This window comes from Pseudomonas sp. AM14(2022) (assembly GCF_036346455.1).
In the GTDB taxonomy this organism is placed as follows: Bacteria; Pseudomonadota; Gammaproteobacteria; order Pseudomonadales; family Pseudomonadaceae; genus Aquipseudomonas; species Aquipseudomonas putida_A.
In genome coordinates, this window is the sequence record NZ_JAOTNY010000007.1 from 159810 (window position 1) to 174350 (window position 14541).

13 protein-coding genes and 4 tRNA genes are annotated in these 14541 nt (G+C 58.7%); 5 read left to right on the plus strand and 12 right to left on the minus strand.

The genetic code is table 11. The features are described 5' to 3' along the window. Positions 1-134 precede the first annotated feature (134 nt). Positions 135-590: a hypothetical protein gene (locus V3W27_RS15980; RefSeq protein ID WP_027611549.1), complete on the minus strand. Its 456-nt coding sequence runs from the start codon at positions 588-590 to the stop codon at positions 135-137. A 349-nt stretch (positions 591-939) separates the two neighbouring features. Between V3W27_RS15980 and V3W27_RS15985 the strand changes: the two genes are divergently transcribed. From V3W27_RS15985 to V3W27_RS15995, 3 genes are all read left to right on the plus strand, one after another. Next, positions 940-2028, plus strand: a complete 1089-nt coding sequence (locus V3W27_RS15985; RefSeq protein WP_027611548.1) for an asparaginase — start codon at positions 940-942, stop codon at positions 2026-2028. A 177-nt stretch (positions 2029-2205) separates the two neighbouring features. Next, positions 2206-2496 carry a DUF1654 domain-containing protein gene (locus V3W27_RS15990; protein WP_330207038.1) on the plus strand — a complete coding sequence of 97 codons (291 nt, stop codon included), beginning with the start codon at positions 2206-2208 and terminating at the stop codon, positions 2494-2496. Between the two features lie 4 nt (positions 2497-2500). Further along, on the plus strand, positions 2501-3190 hold the full coding sequence (locus tag V3W27_RS15995) for an endonuclease (protein WP_064588319.1): 690 nt from the start codon (positions 2501-2503) through the stop codon (positions 3188-3190). 55 nt (positions 3191-3245) lie between these two features. On the opposite strand, the gene V3W27_RS16000 is transcribed toward V3W27_RS15995, so the two are convergent. Both V3W27_RS16000 and V3W27_RS16005 read right to left on the minus strand, forming a co-directional pair. Further along, entirely contained in the window at positions 3246-4157 is a 912-nt protein-coding gene (locus tag V3W27_RS16000) for a siderophore-interacting protein (protein ID WP_330207039.1), read from the minus strand. Between the two features lie 86 nt (positions 4158-4243). Further along, positions 4244-4612, minus strand: a complete 369-nt coding sequence (locus tag V3W27_RS16005; RefSeq protein ID WP_047293271.1) for a sporulation protein — start codon at positions 4610-4612, stop codon at positions 4244-4246. Positions 4613-4862: 250 nt separating this feature from the next. Here V3W27_RS16005 and csrA point away from each other — a divergent pair, with 250 nt between their 5' ends. Beyond that, positions 4863-5057: a carbon storage regulator CsrA gene (gene csrA / locus V3W27_RS16010; protein ID WP_003179932.1), complete on the plus strand. Its 195-nt coding sequence runs from the start codon at positions 4863-4865 to the stop codon at positions 5055-5057. Between the two features lie 213 nt (positions 5058-5270). Here csrA and V3W27_RS16015 read toward each other — a convergent pair whose 3' ends face one another. Further along, the gene (locus tag V3W27_RS16015) at positions 5271-5726 is read right to left on the minus strand and encodes a DUF2214 family protein (RefSeq protein ID WP_115989376.1); all 456 of its coding nucleotides are present in this window, start codon (positions 5724-5726) and stop codon (positions 5271-5273) included. A gap of 522 nt (positions 5727-6248) precedes the next feature. Then, positions 6249-6325, minus strand: a tRNA-Val gene (locus V3W27_RS16020). Positions 6326-6509: 184 nt separating this feature from the next. On the opposite strand from V3W27_RS16020, the gene V3W27_RS16025 reads away from it, so the two are divergent. After that, the gene (locus V3W27_RS16025) at positions 6510-7793 is read left to right on the plus strand and encodes an NAD(P)/FAD-dependent oxidoreductase (RefSeq protein WP_098964641.1); all 1284 of its coding nucleotides are present in this window, start codon (positions 6510-6512) and stop codon (positions 7791-7793) included. Between the two features lie 145 nt (positions 7794-7938). Here the strand turns inward: V3W27_RS16025 and V3W27_RS16030 are convergent, their stop codons facing one another. The 7 genes from V3W27_RS16030 to V3W27_RS16060 form a co-directional block, all read right to left on the minus strand. After that, positions 7939-8910 (minus strand): XdhC family protein, encoded by a 972-nt coding sequence (locus V3W27_RS16030; protein WP_330207040.1) that lies wholly within the window; start codon positions 8908-8910, stop codon positions 7939-7941. A gap of 1 nt (position 8911) precedes the next feature. Next, positions 8912-10147: a c-type cytochrome gene (locus tag V3W27_RS16035; RefSeq protein ID WP_330207041.1), complete on the minus strand. Its 1236-nt coding sequence runs from the start codon at positions 10145-10147 to the stop codon at positions 8912-8914. A 2-nt stretch (positions 10148-10149) separates the two neighbouring features. Beyond that, a complete protein-coding gene (locus tag V3W27_RS16040; RefSeq protein ID WP_003226408.1) occupies positions 10150-10689 on the minus strand; it encodes a (2Fe-2S)-binding protein in 540 nt (179 codons plus the stop codon). Beyond that, positions 10682-13513: a xanthine dehydrogenase family protein molybdopterin-binding subunit gene (locus tag V3W27_RS16045; RefSeq protein WP_330207042.1), complete on the minus strand. Its 2832-nt coding sequence runs from the start codon at positions 13511-13513 to the stop codon at positions 10682-10684. The genes V3W27_RS16040 and V3W27_RS16045 overlap by 8 nt, the downstream gene beginning before the upstream one ends. 500 nt (positions 13514-14013) lie before the next feature. Beyond that, positions 14014-14090, minus strand: a tRNA-Asp gene (locus V3W27_RS16050). Between the two features lie 94 nt (positions 14091-14184). Next, positions 14185-14261: transfer RNA gene (locus tag V3W27_RS16055), tRNA-Asp, on the minus strand. Between the two features lie 55 nt (positions 14262-14316). Then, positions 14317-14392, minus strand: a tRNA-Val gene (locus V3W27_RS16060). Positions 14393-14541: the final 149 nt, after the last annotated feature.

Below are 14541 nucleotides of genomic sequence, written 5' to 3' on the forward strand. Positions count from 1 at the left end.
CGGACAATAGTGCACCGGGGAAGCCGCGCAAACGTTTGCGTAGACCGAACTATGCGAATCCCGCCGACATTTGTCAACAATCAGAAATCGTCGTTGTATTGCGGGGCGCAATCGTCTGATTCACCCCTTACCGCTTAAGCCGTGGTGCTGACCAGGTTGCCGCTGGTGGAATCCTTGGACATTTCCTTGACCAGTGCCGCTGCGACTTCCATCAGCGCGCCGCTAGTTTGCGCGATCTGCCCCTGAACGGACATCACCGCCTGTGACTTGGCCTCGGGCGTCGGATAGCTCGCCGCCTGGGCCGCCGCCAGTTGCTGTTGCTGCTCTTGCAGTTGCTTCTGCAATTCCTGCATGCGCTTGAGCAACATTTTTACGGTCACGCTCAGACTGTCGCCGCTGTCAGCGCTATCCGCCTTGCTGGCTTCTTGCGCGGGACCACCGGTGCGAACTTGATTGCTCGGTTCTTTTTCAACGCCAAGCGCCTCGTCGGCAGCATCTGCTTCCGCCTGGTTCATTGCATTGATTGTCGCTGCGGTTTTACCGCCAATGGTGACTGAGCCGGGATTTGAAAAACCGATCGTCAGTGACATGTGAACTCCCTAAATAAACGTTTCCTTCCACAGCCATCGGCCTGCTGACGGGTTTCTTTAGCAGAAGACCTGAAACCAACAAGCCGTTGCGGTCGCCAGGAGGTGCAGTCCCTTTCGGTGAACCGAACACGAAAGCTTCCTTTGTTCGGAAACCCGGATAAGCCATTCATTCAAGAATCCGAAAACTTACAAAATATTGATATAAATCATCAGGTTAAACATTTCTCTAAAGCAAAGTAGCACTGGTACAGATCCTGCTCCCTAGCCTGCACCCCGGGCATTAAGATCGGCTCGGGGCGCATCTAGATGAACCTGCATCAGCACCGTCTCACTACTAGAGAGAAAAATAATGAAATCTGCTTTCAACACCTTGGTTCCGGGCGCTTTGGCCCTCCTCCTGCTCCTGCCCACTGCCCTTCAGGCAAAAGAAGTCGAAACCCAGACCAAACTCGCCAACGTCGTAGTGCTTGCCACGGGCGGCACCATTGCCGGTGCCGGCGCCAGCGCAGCCAACAGCGCCACCTATCAAGCGGCCAAGGTCGGCATTGAACAACTGATCGCCGGCATCCCCGAACTGAGCAAACTGGCGAACGTGCGTGGCGAACAAGTCATGCAGATCGCTTCGGAAAGCATCACCAACGACAACCTGCTGCAACTGGGTCGCCGCGTATCGGAACTGGCCGACAGCAAAGACGTCGATGGCATCGTCATCACCCACGGCACCGACACCCTGGAAGAAACCGCGTACTTCCTGAACCTGGTGGAAAAAACCGACAAGCCGATCATCGTGGTCGGCTCGATGCGTCCGGGCACCGCCATGTCGGCGGACGGCATGCTCAACCTGTACAACGCCGTCGCCGTCGCCAGCAGCAAAGAAGCGCACGGCAAAGGCGTGCTGGTAACCATGAACGACGAGATCCAGTCCGGTCGCGACGTCAGCAAAATGATCAACATCAAGACCGAGGCGTTCAAAAGCCCTTGGGGTCCGCTGGGCATGGTGGTTGAAGGCAAATCCTACTGGTTCCGCTTGCCGGCCAAGCGTCACACCATGGATTCGGAATTTGACATCAAGAACATCAAGAGCCTGCCTGACGTAGAAATCGCCTACTCCTACGGCAACGTCGATGACACCGCTTACAAGGCTCTGGCCCAGGCCGGCGCCAAAGCGATCATCCATGCCGGTACCGGTAACGGTTCGGTGTCTTCGCGCGTAGTGCCATCTCTGCAAGCCCTGCGTAAAGACGGCGTGCAGATCATCCGTTCTTCCCACGTCAACGCCGGTGGTTTCGTTCTGCGTAACGCCGAACAACCTGACGACAAGTACGACTGGGTGGTCGCTCACGACCTGAACCCGCAAAAGGCCCGCATCCTGGCCATGGTCGCCCTGACCAAAACCAACGACAGCAAAGAACTGCAGCGGATGTTCTGGGAATATTGATTGGCCCTCGCCTGACCCTTTCGGGTCGGGCAACCTGCTCACCACTCGCCCGTGCGGCGGGTGGTGCTGCCACTTACGCTGAGCGCGACTTTTTCATACAAAATAATCGACCCGACCTACACCAAAATCGGAAAAGCGCTGTCAGAGGATTTTCTTGAATTTTAAGCAGTTGCGAAAATGCTTACAGTTAAATACTGTATGCACGTACAGCTTAATAAGGATAACCTCGTGGCCACCTCTCCTGATGCTCCTGACGCTTACGAACGCATGGGCATGCGCGTTCAGAAAATCATCAATTCCCCTACCGCACAAAAAGCCAAAGCCGCACTGATCTTCCGTCTGCCGGACGAGCCTGTGGATGCATGGGAGCAACTGCTCGAGGAAATCGACGAGAACGACAACGTCAAACTCGCCTATCGCGACGATGGCGGCGTGCAGATTTTTTGGGTTGTGCCGAAGGAAGATTGATTCAATGAGTGTCCGCTGTTTTGCTTTGCTGTTGTTGTTCATCGCTTTTGGCGCCCAAGCTGGCGCCCCCCGCACCTTTACCGAGGCCAAAAAGGTCGCCTGGAAACTCTATGCACCGCAGTCCACCGAGTTTTACTGCGGGTGCAAATACACCGGCAACAAGGTGGACTTGAAGGCATGCGGTTACGTGCCGCGCAAGAATGCCAAGCGTGCTTCACGCATCGAATGGGAACACATCGTCCCGGCGTGGGAGTTCGGTCACCAGCGTCAATGCTGGCAGTCGGGCGGGCGCAAGAACTGCACCCGCTATGACCCGAGCTACCAGAAAGCCGAAGCCGACCTGCACAACCTGGTGCCGAGCATTGGTGAGGTCAACGGTGACCGCAGCAACTTCAGTTATGGCTGGCTGCCGGTGCAATCCGGGCAGTACGGCTCGTGCCTGACCCAGGTCGACTTCAAGGCCAAGAAGGTCATGCCGCGCCCGTCGATTCGCGGCATGATCGCGCGCACCTATTTCTACATGAGCAAGCAGTACGGCTTGCGCCTGTCGAAACAGGATCGGCAACTGTACGAAGCGTGGGACAAAACTTATCCAGTGCAGGACTGGGAACGTCAACGCAATCAGAGCGTGGCGTGCGTGATGGGACGCGGCAATGAATTTGTCGGCCCGGTAAACCTGAAAGCCTGCGGCTGATTCTTCAGCGCAAAAGAAAAGGCCTCGAACGTGATGTTCGAGGCCTTTTTTGTTTTTAGCTGCCAGCCTTGTTGTAGCGCCAATAGCCCATCAGATTGAGTGACTCGCGGGGGATACCGCACTCCTTGATCAGGTATTTGCGCAGACGCATGACCGCTGCGCTTTCTCCGGCAATCCAGCCATAAAATCCTTCAGGGGCCGTGTTGGCGATCTCCCAGAGAATGTCTTTGTCGATATCGACTTCGGCGAGTTCGGCAGCTTGCCCGACCGATGAATCCTCTGCCGGCAGGAACGCCTGCTGCACTGCCTCTACCATCAGCGCCCCAGCCACTACTTCTGGCGCCTGATCGCGAACCAGCCACTGCACCGACAGCCCAGACCAATCCGGCACCGGGAGCATGTCTGGCACGCTGTCCACTTCAAAGTACGCCTGAGTCTGAGGCGGTTCAGCCATGGCAGCCAACTCGTCAAGAATGCCCATGGCGGCCGGCAATGCCGTGGCATCGGCCACCAGCAAAACCTCCTTGAGCAGCTGCGGCGGTTTCCATTCAAACCCGCCGGCGTCCTGCGCGGAAAAACCGCTGTCGGGAGCGAGAATCTGCATCGACGCTCCCGGCTGCGCACGCAGCGCCCAGCGCGACGCGGGACCGGTTTCGCCATGCAGAACAAAGTCGATGTCGACCTCGCCTTGCTCGGCGCGCAAATGACGAATGGTGTAGGTACGCATTGCTGGTCGACGACTCGCGAGCATCGAGCGAAAACGGGCGTACCAGCCCTCTTCCTGCGCAAGATTTGCGGGAGTTCCATCCTCAGCAGGAAAGAACAGCTTGACGCGCTGATCCGGCGCCCAAGTGGCCATGCCACCTATCGAAGGGTCGGCGAGCGTGATCCGCATCATGTGCGGACTCACCAGCGTCTTGCGGTGCAAAACCGCATTGAAGAGTTTGTAGGGAGCGGCGGAGGCCATGCGGAGCTCCTTCGGGAAATCGTGATTGACTCGTATAAGACGAATCGCCCGCGATGTCCTTTAGGCCGCTCCGCTGAAAGTGCTGCTTACGGCGCGAGCGGATGCTCGACGATCACCGACTCGACGTTCTGCTTCTTGGCCTTCACCAATGCCGCATCCACCTCTACCTTGCGCGCTTGCGCGTCGGCCTGGGAGTTGAACGGACCAATCAGGATCCGCGTCTTGCCGCTGCTGTCCTTGATCACGGTCGGCACGAACGCATGTTCGATCAACCAGCCACTCAGATCACTGACAGCCTGAGGTGTTTCGCCGCGTACTTCGAGGTCCCATTGCGGGGCGGACGCTGCCGCAGGTGCGGCCGCGACGGCCGTTTTCGGCTTCTGCACGTCTACACTCTTGCCTTCACCACATCCCGCCAATGCCAGTGCCGCGACCATCCAGACCAATTTGCGCACAACGCTTTCCTCGAAAATCACAAAGCGGCGATCTTAACATTCATAAATACTTCGCGAGGCCCGCAAAATGGGCACAAAACAACGAGATTGATGATTGCAGCCTCTGTATAGTTACGCCCTGGGAATTAATGCCGCATCTGCGCGTCAGAAAGAGGCACCCAAACCGTGAGACTTCGCACTAATCTATACGTACCACCGACCTCTGCACTGTCTGAATCAGGTGCCCTACAAAGCAATCAAGGAGAAGACCATGCTGATACTCACCCGCAAAGTCGGTGAAAGCATAAATATTGGTGATGACATTACGATCACCATCCTCGGCGTAAGCGGTCAGCAAGTCCGTATCGGCATCAACGCCCCGAAAAACGTTGCCGTGCACCGTGAAGAGATCTATCAGCGCATTCAGGCTGGCCTGACCGCCCCGGACAAGCCACAAACGCCCTGAGCCGCATTGCAGTCAGTAGCCAGTCCGTTTGCCTTCGCGTAAGACTGGCTAAAGATTCACGCGCCGTATTGCCATCCGCGCCCCACTCCGCTGGGCACGGCGCCTGACACCCTCCTCGCCTTTACTCCCTCTTCTGCTGCAGCGCGATACTACCTGCGACTGCCAAGCCTGGCTGTCAGACATTTCCGAGAGGACACAGGGAATTGCTCCCTGCTAGCCGAACGTCACGCCGCGCGCCATGCCGGTAGCTGCAATCATCATCAGTACCAACAGCAGCGCCTCGACATGGCTGATTCGCGCGAACAGCTTTGCACGTCCGGTATCGAGCGCCTTGCCCCGCGCCAATGCGATCCGCCATTTGACCAGCGTGATCATCGGCGCCAGCTCTGTCAGCAGAATCAGTACGAACAGCGTCATCTTCAAATGAAACAGCGGCTGGTGCAGATAGTAGTCAGTGCCCTTTTCAAAGCCACCGAAGGCGCGCATGCCTCCGGTGACCAGCAACACCAGCGCGGCAATCCCCCACAGATTATCAGCGAGCAAAACCCGCTTGGCCTCACCGACGCCAGCGGCCAGACGACTGAACGCCGTGCCACGGGTCAACACAGCCCAGAAGCCCAGTGCAAAAGCCAAGAGATGAATCGCGGCGAGAAACCAGTGAACCAGCATCGACGAACTCCTTTGAGAAAGCCCTGGAAAACGCCAGTCAGTAGTAGTCGAAAAAAGCCGGTTGCGCCCGCACACAGCAATGGGGCTGGAAAGCTTCGCGCAGGAACAGAGAGACAGAAACGGAATTCGCCAAATCGCAGGCAAAAAAAATCCCAAGCAGCTGATGGAAGCTTGGGATTTAAAAATGCATAAACCGTGGTGGTGAACGCGGGGCAGATGTTACTGAAGTTCACGATCAGCAACAACATTTTTTTGATAACCGGTCGGTTAAAAATACCGGTAACCCCTTCAATATCCACACTTTTTCGACGGATCCAAAAAAAGAACAGAACGCCATATCAGCAGGTCGTGTTATTTCGAAACACGCTAAGCGCTTGGTAACGGAAGAGATGCAGTGTTGAAAGGTGCGCTGAGGTGGGGGTTTTGAAAAAGCTTTGCAAAAGTTTTGCAAATCGCAGACAACAAAAAAGGGCCCACCTTTCGGTGAGCCCTTCTAGACCGCCCAGCAGAGCGGATTTTGTTTGGTAGGCGCGATTGGACTCGAACCAACGACCCCCACCATGTCAAGGTGGTGCTCTAACCAACTGAGCTACGTGCCTGCTGTGAGGCGGCATTCTACGGAATTCCGGAGGGGTGTCAACACCTTTTTTTCACCTAACCCTATGAATATGCAAAATATTTAATTTCGGGCCGGTGAAGAAGATTTTTCCGGTGGCTGGCGGAGGTTTTTCAACTCGGGTAGGATCGAAGCACTCGTAAAATATATTAAACAGAGGCTGCAGGATGGCGAACACCCCTTACCCAGAGTCTTATTACGCTGCGTCGGCCAATGCCGTACCGCCACGTCCGGCCTTGCAGGATGATGTGGAGACGGATGTCTGTGTGATCGGCGCCGGGTACACCGGGCTGTCCTCGGCCTTGTTTCTACTGGAGAACGGTTTTCGCGTGACAGTCCTGGAAGCTGCCAAGGTCGGCTTCGGTGCGTCGGGGCGTAATGGCGGGCAGATCGTCAACAGCTATAGCCGTGACATCGACGTCATAGAGCGCACGGTTGGCCCAAAGCAGGCGCAACTGCTCGGGCAGATGGCCTTCGAAGGCGGCCGGATCATCCGTGAGCGCGTGGCCAAGTACAACATCCAGTGCGACCTGAAGGACGGCGGCGTGTTCGCCGCGCTCTCCGCCAAGCAGATGGGACACCTGGAATCGCAGAAGCGCCTGTGGGAGCGCTTTGGCCATACCCAACTGGAACTGCTCGACCAGCGCCGCATTCGCGAAGTGGTGGCGTGCGATCAATACGTCGGCGGCATGCTCGACATGAGCGGCGGCCACATTCATCCGCTGAACCTGGCGCTCGGTGAAGCTGCTGCGGTCGAGTCCCTCGGCGGCACCATCTATGAGCAATCGCCAGCCGTGCGCATCGAGCGTGGTGCCAACCCGGTGGTGCACACGCCGCAAGGCAAGGTCAGGGCCAAGTTCATCATCGTTGCCGGCAACGCCTACCTCGGTAATCTGGTGCCGGAACTGGCGGCCAAATCGATGCCGTGCGGCACCCAGGTAATCACCACCGAACCGCTGGGCGATGAGCTGGCGAAAACTCTGTTGCCGCAGGATTACTGCGTTGAAGACTGCAACTACCTGCTCGACTACTACCGCCTGACCGGCGACAAGCGCCTGATCTTCGGCGGCGGCGTGGTTTATGGTGCGCGAGATCCGGCGAACATCGAAGCTATCATCCGCCCAAAAATGCTCAAGGCGTTCCCGCAACTGAAAGACGTGAAGATCGACTACGCCTGGACCGGCAATTTCTTGCTGACCCTGTCGCGCCTGCCGCAGGTGGGACGCTTGGGCGACAACATTTATTACTCGCAAGGCTGCAGCGGCCACGGCGTGACGTACACGCATCTGGCCGGCAAGGTACTGGCCGAAGCGTTGCGCGGCCAGGCTGAACGTTTTGATGCGTTTGCCGATCTGCCGCACTATCCGTTCCCCGGCGGGCAGTTGCTGCGCACGCCGTTTGCGGCATTGGGTGCGTGGTATTACGGGTTGCGTGACAAGCTGGGTTTCTGATCAGCTTTCTTGACTGACAAACAACTGTGGCGAGGGAGCTTGCTCCCGCCGGGTCGCGCAGCGGCCCCTCTTTTATTTCGAAAGAAGGCCTGCTGCGCAGTCCAGCGGGAGCAAGCTCCCTCGCCACAAATTTGCAAAATCCAGATCAGAGCTGATCCCGGGCAATCCCGCTACGAATCCGCAAGATATCCGCCAGCACCGCCAAAGCGATCTCCGCCGGTGTCTTGCTGCCGAGGTTAAGCCCGATCGGCGCATGAATCCGCGCCAACTCGACCTCCCCCAGCCCACCAATCCTGCACAGGCGCTCGAAGCGTTTCTGCGAAGTCTGCTGCGAACCCATGACGCCGATGTAAAACGCCTCGGTGCGCACCGCTTCCATCATCGCCAGATCGTCGATGCGCGGATCATGGGTCAGCGCCACCACCGCGGTATCGCGATGACAACCACCATCGGCGATGAACACTGACGGCAGTTGCCGACGAATCTCCACACCATTCAGCACCACGCCTTCGAGCACTTCATCGCGCGGATCGCAGAGAATCACTTCGAAACCCAGACCCACCGCGAACTCGGCACAGGCCTGCGCCACGCTAGAGTATCCCGCCAGCAACAGACGCTGAGCAGCACCCACGCGAATCCGCACCCGATCGATCTCGCGCTCGATGCGCGCACCCTGCTCGCGATCAGTGAACAGACTGCGCGCACCGCTGGCCAGATCGACCTCGCGAATCAAACGGCGCTGGCCGAGCAATGCCGATTCGAGTTCACGCAGATGCGTCTGCACCTCGCAGTCGGCGTCAAATTTCTCTACCAGTACGTCGAGAATGCCGCCACAGGGCAGGCTGACCCGCGAGCGCGGATCATCACCTTCGCCGTAACGCACCACGTTGACCGCATCGAGAAACGCGCCCTCAGCCACGCGCTCGAGAAAGTCTTCCTCAACACAGCCACCGGACAGCGACCCGATCCACTGGCCGCTATCGTTCACCGCCAGCAGCGAACCCGGCGCACGCGGCGCCGAGCCGTAGGTGGTCAGCACCGTGCAGAGCCAGATGCGCTGCCCCGCCACCGACCACTCCAGTGCCCGCCGCACAACCTGTAGATCGAGATGCTGCATGTCAGTGCGCCTTGTGCTCGACGGCCGGAGCGTCAGCCTGCAGTTTCTGCACGTCGCTCACCGCCAGTTCAGCCGATTGACCGCCCCAGCCTTGACGCAGGTAGTTCAGCAGATCAGTCAGTTGCTCAGGCTTGAGCTTGTCGGCGAAACCCGGCATCGGTTGCATGTGTTCGAACCCGGCGAATTTCTGTTCACCGATACCGTCCTCGATCACCCGCACCAGGTTGCGCGGATCTTCCAGGCGCAGCGTGGTATTGCCACGCATGGCCACGGCGATGTGCGGTTTGCCTTCACCACCGGCGGCATGACAACCGGCGCAGACGTTCAAATATTCCTGACGGCCGCGCTGGGCGCTCGTGCTGAGCTTGTCCAGCGACACTTCAGTCAGCTCTTTTGCCGCTGGCGGCTTGTCGCCAAGCAGGAACGTCGCCATCGCCGCCAGATCCTGATCGTTCAGGCCCTGAGTGCTGTTGTGGAACACCGGGAACATCTCGTTGAACATCGTGCCTTGGGCGCTCATGCCGTGCTTGAGGAACGCGCTCAGGTCCTGCTGATTCCAGCCGCGCGCCGCGAGATCGGTGGCGAGCAGGCTCGGTGCCAGATACCCGTTGAGGATGCCGCCGGTCAGGCGCTTTTCCAATTGCATCGCACCCGGCAGGCCGCGTGGCGTGTGGCATTCGCCGCAGTGACCGAGCACCTCGACCATGTACTGGCCGCGCTTCCAGGCTTCGCTTTTGCCTTCGCCCGACTCGAGCTTCAAGGCCTTGCCGTACAGCATGTTCCAGCCGATCAGGCCCGGACGCACGTTGAACGGAAAGCTCAGACTGGTGACCGGCGCGGCGCGCTCTATCGGCTCGATGGTTTTCAGATACGCGTGAATCGCATCCGAGTCTTCCCGCGGCATCAGGTGATACGAGGTGTACGGCATCGCCGGATACAGATTCGCCCCGTCGCGACGCTTGCCTTCGGTCAGTGCAGCGAAGAATTCGTCATCGCTGTACAGGCCGATGCCGTGCTCTTTGCTCGGGGTGATGTTGGTGCCGTAGATAGTGCCGAACGGCGAAACGATCGACAGCCCGCCGGCAAATGGCGCGCCGCCCGGCGCGGTGTGGCACGCCATGCAATCGGCAGCGCGAGCAAGATATCCGCCGCGCTTGACCTGATCATCAGCGTGAGCAAACAACACCGGCGCAGCCAGCCCGACCGCCAGGGTCAGGCGGGTCAATAGATGCTTCATGCTCAACCCTCCTTGACCAGGCCGAGATCGGTCAGCACGTTGCGCGTGGCGTTGTAGTAACGCACGTACCCGGTGCAACGGCAGATGTGGTGGCCGAGGCTGTCCTCGATGACTTTTTCCAGTTGGCTTTTGACGATCGGCTGGCGCTGCAGCTTCTCCACCAGCACCGTCGCGGCGTTGACGAACCCCGGCGCGCAGTAGCTGCACTGGAAGGCGAATTCGTCGACGAAACGCTGCTGGATCGGGTTCAGCTCAGTGACCTGGCCACTCTCATCACGCTTGGCGTGACTTTCGATGGTGCGGACTTTCTTGCCTTCGAAGTAATGCGCGCCGGTGATGCAGGTGCGCACTTCTTCACTGGTGCCGTCCGGGTTGTCGACGATCACCACGCAGGCGTGGCAGATACCCTGGCCGCAGCCCAGGCGCGAACCGGTGAGGTTCTTGTATTCGTGCAGATAGTCGATCATCGGCAGGTCATCAGGGATGTCCACCGGGCCGACGGATTGACCATTGAGGGTCAGTTGAAGCGGACGGTTAGCCATTGAGGGTCTCCTTGATGCGCGCAGCAGTGATTGGCAGATCGCGAACACGTTTACCGATGGCGTGCGCCACGGCGTTACCGATGGCACCAACCACCGGGATCATCACCACTTCGGCGATGCCTTTGGACGGATCGCTTGGCGACAGCGGCGGCAGAATCTCCGCGGTCTGCTTCCACACCGCAACGTGACGGGCCATCGGCAGGCGATAACGGTTGAAGTTCCAGTCACCCTCCCCCGGTCCGCCTTCGTACAGCGGCATCTCTTCCATCAGCGCGTGACCGATGCCCATGGCAATCCCGCCTTCGAGCTGGCCTTTGACCAGTTCTTCGACCAGCACCCGACCGCACTCGACCCAAGAATGGTGGTTGAGCACCTCGACTTCCGCCGAGCCTTTGTTGACCTTCAGCTCGACCAGAGTTGCGACCGGGCTGTAGTAAGTCACCGCCGCGTTGTTCAACTGGACCACCGGATAGTTGATGTTCTGGCGATCCAGCAGGTGGAAACCCGCCGTGCTCATCAACGCTTTCTTCGCCTTCGGCGCGCCATCACCGTACTTCACTGCGAGACCGTCGAGCGGCAGACGCTCGCGCACGCCGTCGATGCTGTATTCGGCCTCGGCCCAGCTCCAGCGGTTGAACGCGTGCACGGTGGCGCCGGTGACCAGACCACGTTCGTGAGCGCGTTTGGCCAGCTCTTCGAAGCTCAATGGCTGCATGCCATTGGCAGTGAGCTTGCCATCGACCCAATGCGCATCTTCACGACGCACCACGTAAGGGTTGGCTTGACCGCCGTAAGGGCCCTGACGCCAGATTTCCATGGCCGCCGGCCACAAACCGTTGTTGAACAGCACGCGCGCCGCTTCACGGGTGGCGTGACTGAAGTAGTAGGCCGAGTTGGTCGCGGACGACGCCGAGGCCAGCTTGCCAACCCAGCGTGGATTGCGCAGCAGGTTGTCCTGCTCGGCCTGGCTCATGATGTAAGGGTTGCCGCTGGTGATCAGCTGCATTTCCTGCCATTCGGTTTCGCCGGTCTTCACGTCGTGCGCCGGGCTGCCAAGGAAATCGGCCACCACCAGCGCCTGCGAAGTGGACATGCCAGTGCCGATTTCAATACCGATGTGGCGCAGGGTGATGCGACCTTCAGCAGTGAATTCGATGCTGGCCATCGGCGCTTCGGAGCCAGTGCCGAAGTCTTTCTGGCAAATGGCAAAACCGACGCCGTACCAGTTGTCCGGGTCGGCAGCTTCGCGCTGTTTCTTGATCGCGTCGCGGTTTTTCCAGACTTCGTGCACCGAGGCCTTGTCGAGAATCTCGTGCAGGCGCAGGGCACCGGCCGGAATCGCGCCCTGGGTGTTTTTCATGCCCGAACGCAAGGCGTTCTTGCGACGCAGATCAATCGCGTCGACACCGAGGCGGTTGGCGATTTCGTCGACCATCATTTCGGTCGAGGCCATGCTTTGCAGGGTGCCGTAACCGCGCATCGAACCCGCTTCAACACCACGCGAGTGATAAGCGGTGACCTGCAGGTCGTTCTGCGGCATGTAGTAGATCGACTGCGCTGCCGTGGCACCGACTGCCGCCACCGACGGGCTGTAGTTGATGCGACCGCCACCGTCGACGCTCATCTCGGCACGGAAAATCTTGAAGCTGTAGTCATTCTTGTCCACCGCCAGCTGATAGCGGATGTCGAACGGGTGGCGCTTGATGCCGCTCTGGAACTGCTCGTAGCGATCATTCGCCAGACGCACCGGCACACCGGCGCCGTACAGCGCAGCGAGGGCCGCGTAGTAGACGAAGATGTTGTGGTCTTTGGAACCGTAGCCCACGGTGTAACCCGGGTGCATGTTCAGGTTGGCCAGGCCGAAGCGCGATGGCGCGATCATTTTCGCGGTCTCGGTCGCCGCTTCCAGCGGGCACTGAGTGGCGACCACGAAGTGCAGGGTCTTGGTTTTCGGGTCGTACCAGCCGTTGCCGTTGTCCGGCTCCATGGCGGCCGGTTCGATCGACGGGGTTTTGTAGCGTTCGTCGAAGACCAGCCAGTTGTCCGGCGGCGTGTCGATCTGCTGCTTCATACGGTCGGCGTAGAACAGGCCGCGCTCGGTCAGGTTGCCGTGCAGGTTCGGCTGGGAATTCCACACCGGACGCCGGTTTTTCAGCATCGGGAACAGAATCGAGTCTTTCAGGCTGGCGAATTCGTCTTCGTCGGCCGAGGTCGGACCGCCCACGCGCACGTAGCGGAAGCTGCCATAAGGGTCGCCCTCGTAGTACGGCACTTGTGCACCGTAACGAATTGCCTTGTCATTGAATTTGAGTTTGTTCTTGGCCTGACGAAAACGCTCGAAATCGTTCCAGATCAGGATCGCCACCGGGTGGCCGATGAACATCGGCACCTTGCCTTCCGGCAGCAATGGGTCCGGCGCGTGTTCTTCAGGGAACACGATGCCGTCCTTGTCCAGATCGGCAGCAGTGACGATGCGGTCAGGTTGCAAGTCGGCACCGAGCCACGACAGGTCGTAGCCTTCGTAGATTCGGTCGGCCTTGATGGTTTTCAGCAACATGGCGTGGCCTTGCTGCTCAGGCCAGCCCGGCATGTCCTTGGAACGAATGTCGCGGGCAAATACTTTGCTGCCGCAGACCTTGGACAGGGCGTCGTTACGTTGGCGTGCCTTGCCGTTGTTGCCGAGCCACTTCTCGGACGGCACGGTGACACTGTTTTCCATCAAGGCAGCCAGCGCCTGACTGCTGAGCGGCGTGAGCGTGACGCTCACACCCGCCACCAGCCCGCCCTGGAGGAACGAGCGCCGGGATATATCACGGTTGGACATGGATCATCCTCTGGGCGGTTATGTGTCCGCCCTTCTGGTTATCTACTGGGAATCTCGAGTCTTGCAGAAGCCCTTCTTGGCGAAACAGAGGGCGTGTTGACAGTGCAAAGCTGACCGAAAGGTTAACTTTAAAGGTTTCTGAGCGTCCGGCAAACAACCAGTTACAAAAATTTGACTAAAGAATCAAAAAATCAATGCGACGTGGCACCGCAGCAGATCGCAGGGCACACAGACAACCCCCTGTGGGAGCGGGCTTGCTCGCGAAGGCGTGGTGTCAGGCAGCCCTTTTTCAACTGACATACCGCTTTCGCGAGCAAGCCCGCTCCCACAGGGGGATTTGTGTTGGATTCCAGGGTGGAGGCACGAGTCAAAGGAGGGAAAAGCCAAGTTTCAGACACAAAAAACCCCGGTCTTTCGACCAGGGTCTTTGCTATCGATTCCGAAACAACCAACGGCTGCTTTCGGTGTTTCAAGGCGTTCAGTGGTCCTTGAAACAGATATGGCGCAGCGGACGGGACTCGAACCCGCGACCCCCGGCGTGACAGGCCGGTATTCTAACCGACTGAACTACCGCTGCGTATCGCTTTGAGCTTGCGCTCAAGTAACTCGTTTTGACTGAAAGCTTCGGTGCTTTGCAATCGCGAACCAGACAATGTCTGACTCGTAAAATATGGCGCAGCGGACGGGACTCGAACCCGCGACCCCCGGCGTGACAGGCCGGTATTCTAACCGACTGAACTACCGCTGCGCGTCGGTGGAGGCACTTTCAGCCTACCTCTTGCTTTCGCAAGTTTCTCGGGGAGTGGTGGGTGATGACGGGATCGAACCGCCGACATTCTGCTTGTAAGGCAGACGCTCTCCCAGCTGAGCTAATCACCCGTTTGCATCTCCGAGGCCGCGAAATTTACGCAGGTAGCGAACCTAAGTCAATAGCAGGATTGAAGTTTTTCTGAAAAAGACGAAATTGCTTCATTCCCTGAAGAAAGCAACAACCCTGAAACCGCTATCGCGAGCAGGCTCACTCCCAC

Excerpts from the sequence above, each read along its gene's own strand:
- V3W27_RS15980 (WP_027611549.1), bottom strand. The coding sequence starts at position 590 with ATGTCACTGACGATCGGTTTTTCAAATCCCGGCTCAGTCACCATTGGC.
- V3W27_RS15985 (WP_027611548.1), top strand. The coding sequence starts at position 940 with ATGAAATCTGCTTTCAACACCTTGGTTCCGGGCGCTTTGGCCCTCCTC.
- V3W27_RS15990 (WP_330207038.1), top strand. The coding sequence starts at position 2,206 with ATGCTTACAGTTAAATACTGTATGCACGTACAGCTTAATAAGGATAAC.
- V3W27_RS15995 (WP_064588319.1), top strand. The coding sequence starts at position 2,501 with ATGAGTGTCCGCTGTTTTGCTTTGCTGTTGTTGTTCATCGCTTTTGGC.
- V3W27_RS16000 (WP_330207039.1), bottom strand. The coding sequence starts at position 4,157 with ATGGCCTCCGCCGCTCCCTACAAACTCTTCAATGCGGTTTTGCACCGC.
- csrA (WP_003179932.1), top strand. The coding sequence starts at position 4,863 with ATGCTGATACTCACCCGCAAAGTCGGTGAAAGCATAAATATTGGTGAT.
- V3W27_RS16015 (WP_115989376.1), bottom strand. The coding sequence starts at position 5,726 with ATGCTGGTTCACTGGTTTCTCGCCGCGATTCATCTCTTGGCTTTTGCA.
- V3W27_RS16025 (WP_098964641.1), top strand. The coding sequence starts at position 6,510 with ATGGCGAACACCCCTTACCCAGAGTCTTATTACGCTGCGTCGGCCAAT.
- V3W27_RS16030 (WP_330207040.1), bottom strand. The coding sequence starts at position 8,910 with ATGCAGCATCTCGATCTACAGGTTGTGCGGCGGGCACTGGAGTGGTCG.
- V3W27_RS16035 (WP_330207041.1), bottom strand. The coding sequence starts at position 10,147 with ATGAAGCATCTATTGACCCGCCTGACCCTGGCGGTCGGGCTGGCTGCG.
- V3W27_RS16040 (WP_003226408.1), bottom strand. The coding sequence starts at position 10,689 with ATGGCTAACCGTCCGCTTCAACTGACCCTCAATGGTCAATCCGTCGGC.
- V3W27_RS16045 (WP_330207042.1), bottom strand. The coding sequence starts at position 13,513 with ATGTCCAACCGTGATATATCCCGGCGCTCGTTCCTCCAGGGCGGGCTG.